General features: G+C 51.6%; 13 protein-coding genes. 4 read left to right on the top strand and 9 right to left on the bottom strand.

Annotated elements, in window-relative coordinates:
• Positions 1 to 822, bottom strand: a complete 822-nt coding sequence (locus ACYVAM_RS01660) for a hypothetical protein (RefSeq protein WP_461063268.1) — start codon at positions 820 to 822, stop codon at positions 1 to 3.
• Between the two features lie 377 nt (positions 823 to 1,199).
• On the opposite strand from ACYVAM_RS01660, the gene ACYVAM_RS01655 reads away from it, so the two are divergent.
• A complete protein-coding gene (locus ACYVAM_RS01655; protein WP_461063266.1) occupies positions 1,200 to 2,270 on the top strand; it encodes an acyltransferase family protein in 1,071 nt (356 codons plus the stop codon).
• Positions 2,271 to 2,314: 44 nt separating this feature from the next.
• Here ACYVAM_RS01655 and ACYVAM_RS01650 read toward each other — a convergent pair whose 3' ends face one another.
• Entirely contained in the window at positions 2,315 to 2,992 is a 678-nt protein-coding gene (locus ACYVAM_RS01650) for a hypothetical protein (RefSeq protein ID WP_461063264.1), read from the bottom strand.
• A gap of 435 nt (positions 2,993 to 3,427) precedes the next feature.
• Between ACYVAM_RS01650 and ACYVAM_RS01645 the strand changes: the two genes are divergently transcribed.
• Entirely contained in the window at positions 3,428 to 4,417 is a 990-nt protein-coding gene (locus tag ACYVAM_RS01645) for an amidohydrolase family protein (RefSeq protein WP_461063262.1), read from the top strand.
• A gap of 92 nt (positions 4,418 to 4,509) precedes the next feature.
• Here the strand turns inward: ACYVAM_RS01645 and ACYVAM_RS01640 are convergent, their stop codons facing one another.
• Complete coding sequence (locus ACYVAM_RS01640) at positions 4,510 to 4,743, bottom strand: DsbA family protein (RefSeq protein ID WP_461063260.1); 234 nt, start codon at positions 4,741 to 4,743, stop codon at positions 4,510 to 4,512.
• On the opposite strand from ACYVAM_RS01640, the gene ACYVAM_RS01635 reads away from it, so the two are divergent.
• Both ACYVAM_RS01635 and ACYVAM_RS01630 read left to right on the top strand, forming a co-directional pair.
• On the top strand, positions 4,718 to 5,296 hold the full coding sequence (locus ACYVAM_RS01635) for a TolC family protein (protein WP_461063258.1): 579 nt from the start codon (positions 4,718 to 4,720) through the stop codon (positions 5,294 to 5,296). The two genes, ACYVAM_RS01640 and ACYVAM_RS01635, sit on opposite strands and share 26 nt — an antisense overlap.
• 148 nt (positions 5,297 to 5,444) lie before the next feature.
• Positions 5,445 to 6,368: a ring-cleaving dioxygenase gene (locus ACYVAM_RS01630; RefSeq protein WP_461064203.1), complete on the top strand. Its 924-nt coding sequence runs from the start codon at positions 5,445 to 5,447 to the stop codon at positions 6,366 to 6,368.
• A 122-nt stretch (positions 6,369 to 6,490) separates the two neighbouring features.
• On the opposite strand, the gene ACYVAM_RS01625 is transcribed toward ACYVAM_RS01630, so the two are convergent.
• From ACYVAM_RS01625 to ACYVAM_RS01600, 6 genes are all read right to left on the bottom strand, one after another.
• Entirely contained in the window at positions 6,491 to 7,822 is a 1,332-nt protein-coding gene (locus ACYVAM_RS01625) for a DUF2254 domain-containing protein (protein WP_461063256.1), read from the bottom strand.
• Between the two features lie 61 nt (positions 7,823 to 7,883).
• A complete protein-coding gene (locus ACYVAM_RS01620; RefSeq protein WP_461063255.1) occupies positions 7,884 to 8,450 on the bottom strand; it encodes a fasciclin domain-containing protein in 567 nt (188 codons plus the stop codon).
• Positions 8,451 to 8,731: 281 nt separating this feature from the next.
• A complete protein-coding gene (locus ACYVAM_RS01615; RefSeq protein ID WP_461063253.1) occupies positions 8,732 to 10,426 on the bottom strand; it encodes a tetratricopeptide repeat protein in 1,695 nt (564 codons plus the stop codon).
• A 236-nt stretch (positions 10,427 to 10,662) separates the two neighbouring features.
• Positions 10,663 to 10,881, bottom strand: a complete 219-nt coding sequence (locus tag ACYVAM_RS01610; protein ID WP_461064202.1) for a copper chaperone — start codon at positions 10,879 to 10,881, stop codon at positions 10,663 to 10,665.
• Between the two features lie 193 nt (positions 10,882 to 11,074).
• Entirely contained in the window at positions 11,075 to 12,583 is a 1,509-nt protein-coding gene (locus tag ACYVAM_RS01605; protein WP_461063251.1) for a TolC family protein, read from the bottom strand.
• Positions 12,561 to 15,782, bottom strand: a complete 3,222-nt coding sequence (locus ACYVAM_RS01600; protein WP_461063249.1) for an efflux RND transporter permease subunit — start codon at positions 15,780 to 15,782, stop codon at positions 12,561 to 12,563. The genes ACYVAM_RS01605 and ACYVAM_RS01600 overlap by 23 nt, the downstream gene beginning before the upstream one ends.
• Positions 15,783 to 15,806 lie beyond the last annotated feature (24 nt).

Raw genomic sequence — 15,806 nt, 5'->3', positions numbered from 1 at the left:
CTAGGGGCAATTTATATAGTCAATGAGCACAGTATCCCGAATGGCCGTGAGCGCATCGGTGGCGAACTGGCCGCTTATTTGGCCTATTTTATTCCGCTGCCAGCCAATCGACGTGTCTGCACGTTTAATCAACTCGGTAGAGGGGTCTGGGCCAGTATACCGATACGTCTCAATTCGCCGGGCCATGTAGGGGCTGAAGGGGAAGTGCTCGCCCCAGTTCAGCCAGGGGTAACGGTTGAGATCGTACGGAACACTCCCCATCAACCCGTTCAGATGACCGGTTGCGGGCACAAAATCGCTCTGTTTCACCCGGTAGTAAAGCACACCCCGCTCGTCTTTTACATCGAGTTGCACATACCGTCCCTGCTCGTCGAGTCGGTAGCGGGTGGTGCAGACCAGCAGGCCGCTGTCGTTCAGGGGCTCCCCCCGCAAGCCCACAATCTGACCCTGTTTATTGGTGGTGACGAGGTAGCGATATACCGGCTCTCCTTCCTGAAAGAAGTTGATGGACGACAGTCGCCCGTTGCGGTACTGGTAACGACTCGAATCTTCCTCGCCGTGTACCCATTTTAGTAAGCCCTGTTTGGTATAGGTCAATTGTTGAGCTAAGGCATAGGTTCCGTGACTACTGGTTTGCTCGTAGGCGGTGCACTGACTCAGCCGATGGCTGGCATCGAACCGATAGTCATACCGATTGGTATTGTAGTCCCGCCAGATAACCTGACGACATGGCCTGATGGGGTTTGACCCGTTCTGAACCCTCACCCGATCTGCCGTTTTAACTGGTTGGGATTGACGGTCGGTAGCGGTACAGGCTAACATGAGTAGAAGAAAAATGTGGGGTAGATGGCCAAACACTTTTTTAGTCACTGGACTTACCTGGCATAGCGGTTTCAATTCTAGTCAAAGTAAGTCAATTTTTTTAGACGAACACACGACTGAATACCAATCAGTCAATCGGATATCGATCCAATTTTCAAAAGATAGTAATTTGTTGGAGGCTGTTTCCATGAATGGTAGTCAACGACCGATATGTGTGCACAAACAACCGAATTATAGCAGCGGATGGTAACATCCGGCAGGATGCGTTCAGGTCTTCGAAATAAACGTTCAGTTAGGCAAGGTTGTTGATTTGGCCCTGCCGACTCAGGAAATATGACGAGATTTACGCCTATGATTCTACATGAAAATACAACCGAATGGGAGAAATAAATTCGGCTACCATAAACCCAAAGCCCCACTTTGTCATTCTGGATGGATTGCGTGGGGTGGCAGCCCTGGCCATCGTACTCTTTCATTTTATGGAGTGGGTATATCCCGATGCCAGCCACAACTTCATCGCTCATGGTTTTTTAGCCGTCGATTTTTTCTTTTGCTTATCGGGCTTTGTTATTGGCTACGCCTATGACAACCGAATTCGTCGATTGGGGGTCGCAGCGTTTTTTAGCGTACGACTCATCCGATTGCACCCCCTGGTAATCTTGGGATCAGTATTGGGTTTGCTAGGGTTTCTCTTCGATCCCTTCGCGGTTCAGCCTGGTCCACCTGATCGGGCAAACCTGTTGCTGACCTTTGTTTGCTCGGTATGCCTCATTCCGCTTCCCATCATGAAAGAGCGGGCGTTCAACCTGTTCAGTTTTAATGCACCAGCGTGGTCGTTATTTTGGGAATATGTGGCCAATATCCTCTACGCCCTTGCCCTATACCGGATTCGCCGTCGCTCTTTGTCCCTGTTAATCGTATTGGCGGCAGTAGTCCTCTGTCTGGTTAGCTACCGGGCCGGTAATCTGTTGGGCGGTTGGGCCGGGTCTAACTTCTGGGATGGTGGTGCCCGAATAGCGTACTCATTCCTGGCCGGGTTGTTCATTTACCGGGCCAACTGGATCATAACGAATAGCCTCGGCTTTATGGGTATGGCGGTGCTGCTTATACTGGCATTTCTCCTGCCTTTTACGCCCTGGAACTGGTTGACCGAGCTGCTCATTGTGCTGCTCTATTTTCCAACCCTGATTGCAGCTGGAGCGGGGGCTGCGCTATCGCCGGGACTTGAAAAAGTGTGTGTGTTCCTGGGCAAACTTTCCTATCCGCTTTATATGACCCACTACGGAGCTATGTGGATCTTCGGCAGCTATCTGGCCAGTCATAAACCGGATACCGTGCAGCTGTCACAGATTGTAGTTACCGGCATGATTTTCCTGAGTGCGTTCGCCTATCTGGTACTGCTCGTATACGATGAGCCTGTTCGACGCTATTTAACCCGCCGTTGGTAGCCGTACGCTGTAGCTAGGATTCGATTGTCAATTACAAAACGAGTCTACCTGCTTTTTTCCAGGGGTATGATGATCCGCTCCTGCGATTTTTTGATAAATGAGTACGTGAAAAACAGCGCGACCAAGCCGATTGAAAAAAAGAATATCTCGATTATGGCATGCTGCGAAAGTGATTTATGGACCGAGTCTTTACCGAAAATGGTTACCATGTTTCCATAAATAGCCTCTTTTTTTATGAGCAGGGCTAAAATAAGTGTAATCAATTGAGTTCCTAAAAAAAGAATGTAGCCCTGGCTGCGGTGGTCCTTATGTAGTTTGGTATCGCTTTCCGGACTATGAATGTAACACTCCCAGTACATTAAGCCCCATTCTGAATTAACGACGTCTTCTTCCCGGCACCTGATATAATGGCCAATTTGAAAAATTCGCGTGTTGTTAAATGCCCAGGAGTAAGATGTTAAAAATGCGACAATGGGATACAGCAACAGAATGTCTACCTGGTGAGTTGAATTAGCCACGCTACTATCAAGTGCTTTGCTGCCGATTGCCGCCCAGGCAGCAATGACAAAGCCAGTTATATTGGTCAAATTGCTGATACGCTGCATAATTTCGGTACGCAGCGTTTTATACTCTTCAATAAATAAATCTTTATCGAGTTTTGGGTTGGCGTTAAACGTATGTCTGATGGCGTTCTTCGCCCCTTGCTGCAGTAGAATGTCCATATAGGTCAAAAAATTGCGTGAATGAGCAATAAACTTGTCGGTGGGTTATGGTATGGTCTTCAGGCTAGCATCACTTAAGTACATCACTGACAAAGACTTTCTGTCGACTGGTTGCCTGTATAAATATAGCTCTATCAACAATCGCGAACCATGGGATTTTTCCCGTTTTTCCATAAGGGTTTTATCGGAATAGGCCCAGGACGTTGGGTAGATCTACGCGCGGTACATCACGATTCCAGGTAAAGATGGTGGCTATAGCCAAGTGTATGCACTTGGCATTATACAGGAGTGCCGATAGTTTATAGTTGATTGTGAATAACCATCTTATCTATCCTGAACGTAGCGCAATGATTTGTAAAGACAGTTCGTCAAAGTAGATATCGATCTTGCTGTATTTTTAAGGTATTGCCAGATATTATTGCTAACTGATTACCAATGAAAAACACGATAGTGCTTTTGGCCGTTTTAAGCGGTCTGATGACCAGCATACGGGCACAAACTACGCCCCCCAGGCGACCACTTCCCATCATCGATGTGCATGTACATGCCATGAAGGTGAATCCCAGCTTTGCCGTCGAAATGTGTCCCTGGTTTCTTCGGGATATGCCGGGAGGGGACCCCAACCAACAAATGCGCGCCTTTTTGAATACCGAGTGTGCCGAACCCCTTCAACCGGCCAAATCCGATCAGGAAATGCAAACGGCGGTGCTGGGAACCATGGAGCGGCTGAACATGACGATCGTTGCCTTTGGTGATCCGGTGATTCTTCGAAAGTGGAAAAAAGCCGCTCCAGGCCGGGTTATTGCCGGCATTGGCGTTAGCTCACCCAAGGAGATGAGTGTTCAGGCCTTTACCGATTCCCTTTCGTCGGGGTTTTATCAGGTGATGGGCGAGGTAGCTCCTCAGTATCAGGGCCTTTCGCCCAGCGATATGAGCCTGGATGGCTACTTTGCCGCTGCCGAAAAGCTAAATATACCCGTCGGTATTCACATGGGAACGGGTGGTAATGGGATGGCCAACCTGACACAGGCAACCTACCGGGCTTCGTTGGGAAGGCCCTTTTTGCTGGAAGACATGTTGGCCCGCCATCCCAAGTTAAAGCTGTGGGTGATGCATGCGGGCTACCCTATGATCGATGAGATGATCGCCTTGATGGGGGCCAACGCGTATGTCTATGTTGATCTGGCGGGGTTTATCTGGAGCTATCCACAGGCTGAAATCCATGCCTATTTAAAGCGGCTGGTTCAGGCGGGGTTTGGCAAGCGGATTCTGTATGGCACGGATTTGCTGGTATGGCCCAAATTGATTGAAACCTCTCTGAGTGTGATTGAAAACGCAGATTACCTGTCCTTCGATCAGAAGCGGGACATCTTATTTAACAACGCGGTTCGCTTCTTTCGGCTCGATGCCAGCAAGTTCAGATAGTCAATATTGGATGGGCTAGCCGGGCAGGATCGACTAGCCCATCCAACAAGGTATACAAGGGATTGGTCCAGGCCGATGGATTGATGATTCTCCTATCCCCATTCTCCTTTGCCCCAGTAAATGGTACCGCTGGCTGCGTCGACTTTACTCAAAATAGGCCGTTTACTATGGCTCAGATGAGAGCCAATAATCGAAAGCAAACGCGATTGGGTCAGCTTTCCGTGAAACTGCTGCCCGCCCACAAAGAGAGTCGGCGTCTTCGTTACGCCAAGCCGATGACCTTCCTGCTGATCTGCTTCGATGCGTAGTCGTAAGGGTTCACCCATTAACGCACAGCCTTTACCCTTGCCGGATATTCCGGTTGATCTACCCGCGCAGGTGTTACGGAGCCGACCCGATGTTGCCGCGGCTGAGCGTCGCGCACTGGTAGCGGGAGCGGAGGCCGGAGCCGCCCAGGCAGCTATCTTACCCAGGCTGATGGTGACAGGGTCCGTCGGCTTTTTGTCGCAGCATGCCGACAAGCTCATCAGGGGCAATAGCACGACCTGGCTGATTGGTCCAGCGTTATCCATTCCCGTGTTTAACGGCGGCAGGAACCGGGCAACCGTAGCAACTGCCAACGCTTATTACGAGCAGCTACTGGCCGCTTATCGGAGTCAGGTACTGACCGCTTTGCGCGAAGTGGAAGATGGCATGAACAATCTGCGCCACTTAGCGACTCAGTCGGCGCAGCAGTACCGGTCGCTGGTGGCGTACCGGCGAACGGCGGCTCTGGTCCACGAGCAGTACAATAGCGGTTTGGTGACGTATCTACAGGTGGTAAGTGCGGACCGCGACGTGCTGACGGCCGAACGTGATGCGCTGCAACTTCTTGGTTAGCGCCTGATGAAGACCATCTACCTCGTTAAGGCAACCGGCGGTGGCTGGCAGCCTTAATGGCTCCTGAAAACCAATGCCAACGGCAGAAAAAGTCAATACCAGCCACAGAATTTAAAAACCACGATACCATGCTACTTACGGAAAACATATTTTAGGTCTCCATCACATCACAGCCATCGCTAACAATGCCCAACGCAATTTTGACTTCTATACTCATGTGATGGGCTTGCGGCTGGTCAAAAAGACTGTCAATTTTGATGATCCCAGTACCTACCACCTTTATTACGGCAATGAGGAAGGTACACCTGGAACCATCCTTACCTTCTTCCCCTGGGAAGGGATTGGGCCGGGTAAAAATGGCGTCGGCATGGCCACGGAAATTGGGTACTCCGTTCCCAGAGATAGCCTGGATAACTGGGCCGGGAGATTTCGCGAGTTAGGCGTGTCGGTTGGTGAACAGGCCGATCGATTCGGTGAAAACTACCTGCCATTTGCCGACCCGGATGGTTTACGTCTCTCCCTGATAATTCCCAATTCCACGGATAATAGACCCGTCTGGGAAACGGTGGATATAAAGCAGGATATGGCGACGCGGGGTTTTCATAGTGTAACACTCAGCCTGCAAACGATAGAACGAACAGCCGAGGTATTAACCGATATTTTTGGTTACCGATTACTGGCCCAGGAAGACAATCGCTATCGGTTCATTACCGATGCCGTATCGAACGCGGCTATTATCGACCTGCTCGAAGAGCCGAAGGGGCAGCCCGGCCGGAGTACCGCTGGCACGAATCACCATGTTGCCTTTCGGGTAGCCAACGAGGCCATCCAGATGGAATACCGCGAAATGATTTTACGTAAAGGCTTTCAGATTACGCCAAAAATAAACCGGGACTACTTCTTCTCCCTGTATTTCCGTGAACCGGGTGGTGTGTTGTTTGAGATTGCCACCGACAACCCAGGCTTTACCGTCGATGAACCATTGGAAACATTGGGCGAGAGCCTCATGCTTCCCCGCCAGCACGAAGCCCTGCGAACAACCGTAGAGAATAAGTTGCCCGCCCTGAACTAAGTTACCGTAATGGGTTGGCTCAGTCTGGTCAACTATATTGGTTTGCCGGTTGAATCTGGATGAAAAGACGCTGTTTGTTGCCGTGCGTCGTTGCTAGATTATTCCATTGACCAGATTGCCGGTTACGACCACGTCTTCTTTAACCGGGCATACAAGTCATTTACCTGCTGTTTTTCATAATCGCTACTAAGCGTTTGCTCGGCGTAACTTATCAAAAGAGAGGCTTGTTCGCTTAAAATAGGTCTTCGGTCGGGCGAGCAGGCGGCATCATTCACCAGGGCCAGTGCCCGAAGCAACCGCCGTAGAACCGCATGGTTTCCTTTCGCATTGATGCGGGGGAGGTCAAATGCCAGGCGAACGTAATCCTCGAAACTCGAACTGCGCAGCAGCACCCGCAGGTGCTTCCCATCGGAGCGCAGGCGGGATGGAAACTCGCGCCGGGCCAGTCGTTCGCCTACGGCCCCCAGGTAATCGACCGCCATAATAGCGGTGGTGGTATCGTTAATGCCCGGTGAGAGCGCTTTCAGCGCTATATCTACCAGTTGCTGAATACCAAAGGCAACATCCTGCTCCACATTGCGGTGTCGGCCAATGCTCACAAACGTCATCAGGTCATCGGGCCAGTCAGCTTCCGAAGGATCGGGCCGTTCCATACCGCTCCGAACGCTGAAGAGCACGGTTCCTTCACCCACAAAAGCACCCATTTCTTTCTCGATTCGTAGCACAACATGATTCTGGATGGCCCATTTGAGGAGGCCATTGGTGTTGATGCGTTGCAGATAGCCCGATTGACTGGTCTGAACGGGATGCCAGCCCGTTTGCTCATCGGCATAATGCAGGGCCGCTTCCGCTTTTTTGGGGTCGTCGATGGGTTCGCCAAAGCGATCGGGGAACAGGTTCTCGATCGCTTTGCTGGTTTCATGAAAAATATGCTGAACGATGGTGCCGGTCTGAAGTGATTCGGCGATATGATGAATAAAAAAGATCAGGGCTGCCACGCCACCCAAAGCCAGCATCAACCCCACCAGCACAGCTGTAGCCGGAACAAATTTTATCTCGTCGGTTCCGCGGATGGTGCCCAGCACGATGAGGCAGTACGCAAAAACGCTCACAAAATAGCCCATTACTACCTGATTGATACGATCGCGCATGAAGTTGCGTAATACGCGGGGCGAGTATTGGCTGCTCACCTGCGTGATGGTGGCCAGCGTCAGGGAAAAGGCCAGGGCGGCTACCGTCAGCATGGAGCTGGAAATAGCCGATAGCATACCCCTGGCTCCGTCTGCACCGGTGCCAAACAGGAGCGGAAGTCGTTTTTGGCCCTGCCAGCTGGTATGCACATCGAACTCCACCAGCCCATAGGCCAGCCCGAATGAAGAAAGCACCATCATGCCGGGAACAAACCAGAGTGATTCCTTAAGTTGTTGCCAGTACTGCTGAAGTCGGGTAGTCATTAGACAGGGGAGCGTGACGTGAGTATTGTTGTCTGGCTGGCAGGAACTAATGAGAAAGCGCTCAACGAACAATAGGACCCTTTGCCGAAACCCGTTGCAGCACTTTGTTGATAGAATACACAACGCCGTTGGTTGCTCGGATGTCCGCCTGAATGACATCGGCAACCGTGCCTCGTCCGTCTTCAACTGTAATGTCGTTGCCCTGTTTATGAACCACTAGATTCTGCCCGGTCAGGTTGGTCAACGTCTGGCCGTCTCTGAGCTGATCAGACGTCAGGCGGCCTTTAACCACGTGGTAGGCCAGTAACTGGATAAGTCGTTGTTTGCTCGATGGTAATAGTAACTCACTGATTGAGGGCTCCGAAAGCGCAGAGAAAGCGCCGTTGTTGGGGGCAAAAACCGTGTATTGTCCAGTACCAACTGCTTTTTCGCTTAATCCAGAAGCCTTCAGGAGTTGAAGCAGCGTGGTGTGATCGGGCGACTGAGCGGCCAAAAGGCCCAGGGACGTTCCCGTTTTAATCCCGCTTGCTTTCAACGGACCCGACGTTGCCTGAGCCAGGACATTGGATGGCTGACAAAGCAAGGCGATGCCGGCAAGACAAAAAAGAAAAACATGGTTCGGTTTCATAACGCGCTGAGTATCGTTCGTTGACTGGTTGGTAATAAATGAATGAGCTACGGTTCTAACAGGGCCTGCCGTTGATTGTTTTGACTGGACCTGCCGGTTGTCTTTTTCTGAGGGCCCATTCTCCAGAACGGGTCCTCTCAAGTTAACGGTTGATTCGTTACTGGCTTCTCCATTTGCCTGATGACAGGCCTATCCGCCCCGTTAGGGAACACAAAACCGCTACCAGGGAACAGCGCCCCGGTAGCGGTAAACCTAATACACATAATCAACGATGAAAAGCTTTATTGATTAACTACGTCTGCTTCAGGAGCGGCAATTTTAGCCAGGTCTTTGTTCTCCGGGAACAAGGCTAGCCCTTTCTGGAGCCACTCGTTTCGGGCAGTCGCGTCTTTGGTGACCAGTTCGTGATAAGAAATCAAGTATTTAAAGGCCAGCACGAGGTCTTTCTTGTAGCGGTTACGTTCCTCTTCTTTGTCGGCGACCATCGAAATAAATTGCTCGAAATAGGGCCTGGCTTTTCCATTGCGAACGGCTTCTTCGGGCGTATAAGCATAATAGTTGGCTTTGCCCCGATACAGCACCGTTGGGGCATAGTCAGGCGATCCTTTCTGGGCCAGCGCCAGGGCTGAATCGGCCAGGGCAAACCGTACCGTGTCGCGCTGGAGCTTGCCGGAACTATCCCGCTGGAAGCCAAGGGTGTAATTGCTCATGCCATACCGGAACAAATCCTGAACATCCGCTTTAAAACCATGTTTGTCTGCGGAGTCCAGCATCGCAACCGCTTCCGGGTGCTTTTTTGCCCGGTAGTAGTACTTGGCCAGATCACTGTACAGATTATCGGTTGTGTCAAAGGGGGCCGCTTTGGACAGAAAAACGGCGCCCAGTGAATCATCACTTGTGCTATCGGTAGCCATGTAGGCCCGCCCCAAGTATTTGTAATCATCGGGCATGGCTTTGTCGGGGGCTTTCTCCAGAAACGTGTTGATGTTCTCGATGGCTTTCTGTGGTTCTTTCAGGGATGAATACGCCCAGCCTTTAATTCGATAAACGATGGGATTCTGGCCCAGCGCCGTCTGGTTGCTGTCGATCAGGTTGACGGCCTGCCGGTAATCCTTGGCCAGAAAATGAAATTGTGCCTGGCGGAGCAGGGTGGGTTGCCGAACATCGTGCGATACCCGAACATACTGATCCATGTACGAAGCGGCTTCTTTATAGCGATTGACCAGAAAGTATAATTCGGCCAGCTGGTTGTAGGCCGGGGCGTAACTGGTATTGGCCTCAATGGCTTTTTTGTAGTTTTCAACGGCCAGATTCAGATTCCGTCCCTGCCAGTAAATGTCGCCAATACGCTGATAGACACGCGATGGATTCATGCCCAGTTCAAGCGCACTTTCGTAGCGGGTCACGGCTGTGCCGGCATCTTTGTTGAGGTAATGGGCATCGCCAAGGGCCAACTGAATGGCTGCGTTTTTCTTGTCGCGTTCAGTCGCCCGATTTAGGTAGTCAATGGCTTTGGCTGCGTTGATCACTTTAGGATAAACGGGTTTGATCGACCCATCACCGGGTGTTAGATAACCCGTATAAGCCTCGCCAATTCGGTAGAGTATATCTGCGTTTTTCCCTTTACTTCGGTCAACAACATGTGCCAGTTTGGGGTCTGCATTGGCCAGGTCATTTTTAACGAGGTAAGTAATAGCTACCCCGGTTTCATTGAGCGGTACCCGTTTCTCATCCATTGGAATCCCCTTTTCGAACCAGATCCGGGCTGAATCGGGCTGACCAGCCCGGAGGTAACCGTACCCGGCATCGAAATTGGTTTGCATGGACGGACTCTGCTGGGCGTTGCGGATCAGAAGCTGCTTGGCATCGTCGAAACGGCCAAGGTTCATCAGCGTATTGGCATCGGGTGCTGGCGTCTGGGCTAAGGCAGCGCCAGCGAAACCCGTAAGAAGTAAACTTGTCAGTTGAGCTTTCATGTTGCGTAGGGTTTTAGCCAATCAGCAAACGATGTCGTTTAGAGAGGCTTACGCAAAGTGCACACTGAAACTAAAAATGAGCTTAACAAATGCTTAGAATTAGCTTAGAAATGGTATTTTCCCTTTGATGCGATCAATAATCAACGGCAGAGATAATGCCTTGCGCTGGTCCGATCATCGAGTGGCCGGCGGCCATAAAGGCATCAAAGGCCAGGCCGAAAGGGAACGGGAGTCGTTCACTCGTTTACCCATTCAGCTTTAAATCCGGCCTGCTCAACGGCACTGACGACTACGTTAGCAATTCGGTTATCGGTGGTTTGCACGGTCAATAACTTATCAGGCGATTCGGTGTCTATATTCCATCCGTCTACCTGTTCAATGTCATTGAGTGGTAGCGTTACGGCTGCTACATGCTCATGGTTCGTGATGTTGGTCTTAAAGTTGAGCGTTTCCATCATGTTGAATTAGCGTTTGTTAATTGATATACTGGTTGGTTTCGTTGACTCATCTTCTGATGAAACGAACCTGATGACCTGGCTTGACAATTGGCTTAAAGAGGACTCCGGATTGTCTTCCGGACTGGCAGTGACAGCAGGCTAACCGGCAGATGAACTTAATCCCTTTTTCTTGCCTGCAGGCATGGACTACCTATTCCCAGCCACCCCCCAAAGCCCGGTATAAATCTGTCAGGGCCAGGAACTGAGACCGCTTTGTCGATATGAGAGCCAATTCAGCTTCCAGTACGCTACGCTGGGCCGTGATGACTTCCAGATAGGATGCATACCCACTTCGAAACAAATCGTTTGAGGTCAGGACAGCCTGCTCCAAGACGGCTACTTCCTGCCCCTGGAGGTCGGCCACCGTTCGGTAATTTTCGACGCCCCGTAAACTGGTGGTCACCTCGCTAAAACCGGTCAGGATGAGTTGCTGGTACCGATAGACCGCTTCCCGGCTCTGTGCTACCGACTGCTGGTAGTTGGCTTTCACAAAACGTCGGTTCAGGATTGGCGCCGACAGGCTACCCAGCAAACCCGTAGCGATGGACGCCGGGTTAAACAGTACCCCCGTACGGAAGGCGTTCAGCCCCAGGTAAGCCGTGAGGTTCAGGCTTGGTAGAAATTCGGCCCGGGCTATGTCGATGTCGATGTTGGCGGCCTGAAGATCAAGTTCGGCCTGCCGGATATCGGGGCGACGAACGAGCATCTGGGCCGGAATACCGGTGACAACCTTGCCGGGAAGCTCGCGGTCCTGGAGCGATTTTCCCCGGATAATCGGTTGGGGATACCGACCCAGCAACCGGTTCAACTGATTCTCATTTTCCACAATCTGCTGCTGCACCTGGCCCTGCCGACTGCGGGTGTTCAGCAACTGGGCCGAAAATTGTTGAACGGCCAACTCGGTTACCCGGCCCGCTTCTTTCTGTATACGAACCAGATCGAGCGCACTCTGCTGATAATCAATATTTTTTTGAAGGATTTCAAGCTCGCCATCTAAGGCAAGCAACCCATAATAATATCGGGAAATTTCGGCCACCAACGCTGTTATAACGGCATGCCGACCCTTTTCTGACGCGATTAAGCGCAGATAAGCCGCTTTCTTTCGATTGTGCAGCTTACCCCAGATGTCGATTTCCCAGGTACTGCGAGCCCCCAGAAAATAGTCGGGTGTAGGGGTGGGGGTAAGCTGATTTCCCCGAATGTTATCCGATAAGTTCGTGTCATAATTCCCAACGCCATTCATCGTGTACTGGCCGTAACGGTCTACCCCCGCCGAAGCCACCGCATTAACCTGTGGGGCCAGATAACCCTGGCTGTAATTGAAGGAAGCCCGGGCCATCTCGATCCGTTGCGTAGCGATACGCAAATCCAGATTACCCGCCAGTGCCGTATCGATCAATTGAGTCAACAGGGGGTCCGCAAAAAATGACCGCCAGTTCTGGCTGGCAATGCCCACCGAGTCCGAATGACCCGCAAAGGAGACAGGCATGGGCCGGGAAGATGAACGAACCACTGTATTCGGCAACTGACAGCTACCCATTAAAAGTAGGCAGCCAAGACCCGACAGGGCCAAACCCCGGTTCAGAAATTTGAGCAATGAAGTAGTGTGTCGGGGTTGCGCCAACGGAATTGTTAATTTATTGAGAAATGGATTTTCCATTGATGTGCGGTTGTGTGGGTATACTACTGATGATGTCGACTTCGCTCGGTTGTGTGCTGTGTTCCATTGGTTCGTCGTCGGTTGGGTGTTTGGACTGAAATCGTTCGGCGAGTTTGGCGAAGAACACGTATAGGCCAGGCACGATGACCAGCCCGAACAGGGTACCTGTCAACATACCGCCCGCAGCCGCTGTCCCAATGGATCGATTGCCTAGCGCTCCTGCGCCCGTTGCCATACAGAGCGGAATCAGGCCGGCGATAAACGCGAAGGAGGTCATTAGAATGGGTCGTAAACGGGAGACGGCTCCTTCAACGGCGGCTTTCAGAATGGGCAAGCCCTCTTTCTGGCGCTGGCTCGCAAATTCGACGATCAGAATGGCGTTTTTGCCCAGTAGCCCAATGAGCATGACCAGCGCTACCTGCGCATAAATGTTGTTCTGCAACCCCAGAATTTGCAGGAAGAAAAACGAGCCAAATACACCGGTAGGTAACGATAACAGGACAGAAAGCGGCAAAAACACGCTCTCATATTGGGCCATGAGCAGAATGTACACAAACACTAAACAGATGGCGAAAATGTATATCGCCTGGTTGCCCGACTCCACTTCCTCCCGCGACATCCCCGACCATTCGTAGGCATAGCCTTTTGGCAGTACCTGAGCCGCTACTTCCTGAACGGCCCGGATCGCATCTCCACTGCTGTAGCCCGGAGCGGCATCTCCATTGATCATCGCCGAGGTGTACATGTTATATCGGGTAAGCTGTTCGGGGCCGTACACGCGTTCCAGCCTGACAAAGTTGGCGTAGGGCACCATTTCGCCCTGATCGTTCTTGACGCGCATGTTCAGCACGTCTTCGGGTTTAGTCCGGTAACTGGGGGCAGCCTGGACCATCACCTTATACATTTGGCCAAAACGAATAAAGTTGGAGGCATAATAACTGCCCATCATCGTTTGCAGGGTGCTCATGGCATTATCGATCGAGACGCCTTTCTGAGAGGCTTTTTCCTGATCGACGTGCAGCAGATACTGGGGAAAATTAGGGTCGAAGCTGGTAAAGGCATCGCTGATTTCGGGACGCTCTTTCAGCGCCGAAATGAATGTTTGCGCTACTTTGGCGGTTTGGTTCAGGTCACCACTACGGCCCCGATCCAGCATACGCAACTCAAATCCACTTGAATTACCGAAACCCGGTACGGTAGGGGGCGGAAAAAATTGAATGGTCGCATCCGTGATACCTTTTGTCTTTTCTTCCAGAGCTGTAATTACCTCCTGCATCGACATCGTACGCTCTTCCCAGGGCTTCAGGTTGATCATACCCATCCCGTAGGACGCACCCGCGCCATCGGTTAGCAGACTGTAGCCCGCCAGCGTCGATACGTTTTCAACCGACTCCTCCTGAGACGCCACCGCTTCGATAGCATCCATGACTTTCTCGGTTCGGTCTACGGTGGCTCCGGCGGGGGTCGTTACGTTCACATAAATCATACCCTGATCTTCGGTGGGTATAAAACCGCCGGGCAGGATGGTGCTGATGCCCCAGGTAGCCACAATGAACAGCAGTAAAATACCCCACGTAACAATGCCGCGATTGGCCACCCGATTCAATAATCCCTGATACCGGCCCGCCAGCGATTCGTATCCCCGGTTGAATTTGGCAAAGAAGCGCCCCAGAAATCCTTTCTGTTCGCCATGAATGGGTCTTAGCAGAATCGCACAGAGTGCCGGCGTAAGTGTCAACGCATTGACACCAGAAATAACGATGGCAATGGCCAGTGTGAGCGAGAATTGCCGGTAGAAAATGCCCACCGGTCCCGACATAAAAGCTACCGGAATAAATACCGCCGACATCACCAGCGTAATGGCCACGATGGCCCCGGCAATTTCATGCATAGCCGCAAACGTAGCGGCTCGTGGCGTCAGATGAAGTTCCTCCATCTTGGCATGAACAGCCTCAACGACCACGATGGCGTTATCGACTACAATCCCAATCGCCAGCACCAGTGCAAAGAGGGTGAGCAGATTGATGGAGAAGCCAATCATACTCATAAACGCGAATGTACCAATCAACGCCACCGGCACGGCCAGGGCACAAATCAGTGTGGAACGCCAATCCTGCAAAAACAGGAAGACAATGATAAACACCAGCACGAAGGCTTCGATCAGGGTGCGGACCACTTCGTGAATGGATGCGTCCAGAAAACGCGATACGTCGTAGGCATAGTTATAGGTCATGCCCGATGGAAACGAGCTTTCCTTCAGTTCGGCCATGCGCGTCTTCACGTTGGCGATTACATCGCTGGCGTTGGAGCCGGGCCGTTGTTTGAGCATGATAGCTGCTGAAGGCCGTCCGTCATTTTTGGAGAGAACGCCATAATCCAGCGAACCGAATTCAACATCGGCCACATCTTTCAGACGTAGGGGAGACCCATCATCATTGGTGCGCAGGATGAGGTTTTCGTACTGGGCCGGTTCAAAAAATTTACCGGTGTAGCGCAGTACATACTGAAGCGTTTGGGGATCCCGGTCGGCACTTTCACCCGCTTTGCCGGGAGCCGCTTCTACATTCTGCTTGCGTATACCGGCAATGACTTCGTCGGGCGAAATGTCGTAGGCCGTCATGCGATCCGGTTTGAGCCATACCCGCATAGAGTAATCACGACTGCCCATAATGGCAGCAAAGCCAACGCCGTCGATTCGCTTTAATTCGGCCAGTACATTGATGTCGGCGAAATTGTAGATGAACTTTTCATCCACTTTAGGATCATCACTTACAATATTGAGGTACAACAGCATGCTGTTTACCTCTTTTTCGGTAACAACACCGGCCTTGATCACTTCTTCGGGTAGTTCGTCCATGACGGTTGTTACGCGGTTCTGCACGTTAACAGCGGCCAGGTCAGGGTCCGTACCGACTTTAAAGAAAACGGTAATGAGGGTGGTTCCATCGTTGCCCGAAATCGAGGTCATATAGGTCATGTTGGGAACCCCGTTGATGGCTCGTTCGAGCGGGGTTGCCACGGCCTTAACGCAGACATCGGCGCTGGCTCCTGTGTATCGGGTCGTTACGGTGACGGACGGAGGCACAATATCAGGGAACTGCGTAACGGGGAGATCCGTCAAGGCCAACACGCCCATCAGCACAATGAGCACCGAGATCGCTGTCGAGAGTAAAGGTCTTTTAACGAATATATTGAACATGATTGGGCAGTCTAAGGGGAACAG

This window comes from Spirosoma horti, from assembly GCF_054776595.1.
Note: the sequence above shows the minus strand (reverse complement) of the source record. Positions and strands in the feature narration are given on the sequence as shown.

What these genes read in the sequence shown, in the direction of transcription:
- ACYVAM_RS01640 (WP_461063260.1), bottom strand. Translation starts at nt 4,743, where the DNA reads ATGGGTGAACCCTTACGACTACGCATCGAAGCAGATCAGCAGGAAGGT.
- ACYVAM_RS01620 (WP_461063255.1), bottom strand. Translation starts at nt 8,450, where the DNA reads ATGAAACCGAACCATGTTTTTCTTTTTTGTCTTGCCGGCATCGCCTTG.
- ACYVAM_RS01650 (WP_461063264.1), bottom strand. Translation starts at nt 2,992, where the DNA reads ATGGACATTCTACTGCAGCAAGGGGCGAAGAACGCCATCAGACATACG.
- ACYVAM_RS01645 (WP_461063262.1), top strand. Translation starts at nt 3,428, where the DNA reads ATGAAAAACACGATAGTGCTTTTGGCCGTTTTAAGCGGTCTGATGACC.
- ACYVAM_RS01660 (WP_461063268.1), bottom strand. Translation starts at nt 822, where the DNA reads ATGTTAGCCTGTACCGCTACCGACCGTCAATCCCAACCAGTTAAAACG.
- ACYVAM_RS01635 (WP_461063258.1), top strand. Translation starts at nt 4,718, where the DNA reads ATGCGTAGTCGTAAGGGTTCACCCATTAACGCACAGCCTTTACCCTTG.
- ACYVAM_RS01655 (WP_461063266.1), top strand. Translation starts at nt 1,200, where the DNA reads ATGGGAGAAATAAATTCGGCTACCATAAACCCAAAGCCCCACTTTGTC.
- ACYVAM_RS01625 (WP_461063256.1), bottom strand. Translation starts at nt 7,822, where the DNA reads ATGACTACCCGACTTCAGCAGTACTGGCAACAACTTAAGGAATCACTC.
- ACYVAM_RS01615 (WP_461063253.1), bottom strand. Translation starts at nt 10,426, where the DNA reads ATGAAAGCTCAACTGACAAGTTTACTTCTTACGGGTTTCGCTGGCGCT.
- ACYVAM_RS01605 (WP_461063251.1), bottom strand. Translation starts at nt 12,583, where the DNA reads ATGGAAAATCCATTTCTCAATAAATTAACAATTCCGTTGGCGCAACCC.
- ACYVAM_RS01600 (WP_461063249.1), bottom strand. Translation starts at nt 15,782, where the DNA reads ATGTTCAATATATTCGTTAAAAGACCTTTACTCTCGACAGCGATCTCG.
- ACYVAM_RS01610 (WP_461064202.1), bottom strand. Translation starts at nt 10,881, where the DNA reads ATGGAAACGCTCAACTTTAAGACCAACATCACGAACCATGAGCATGTA.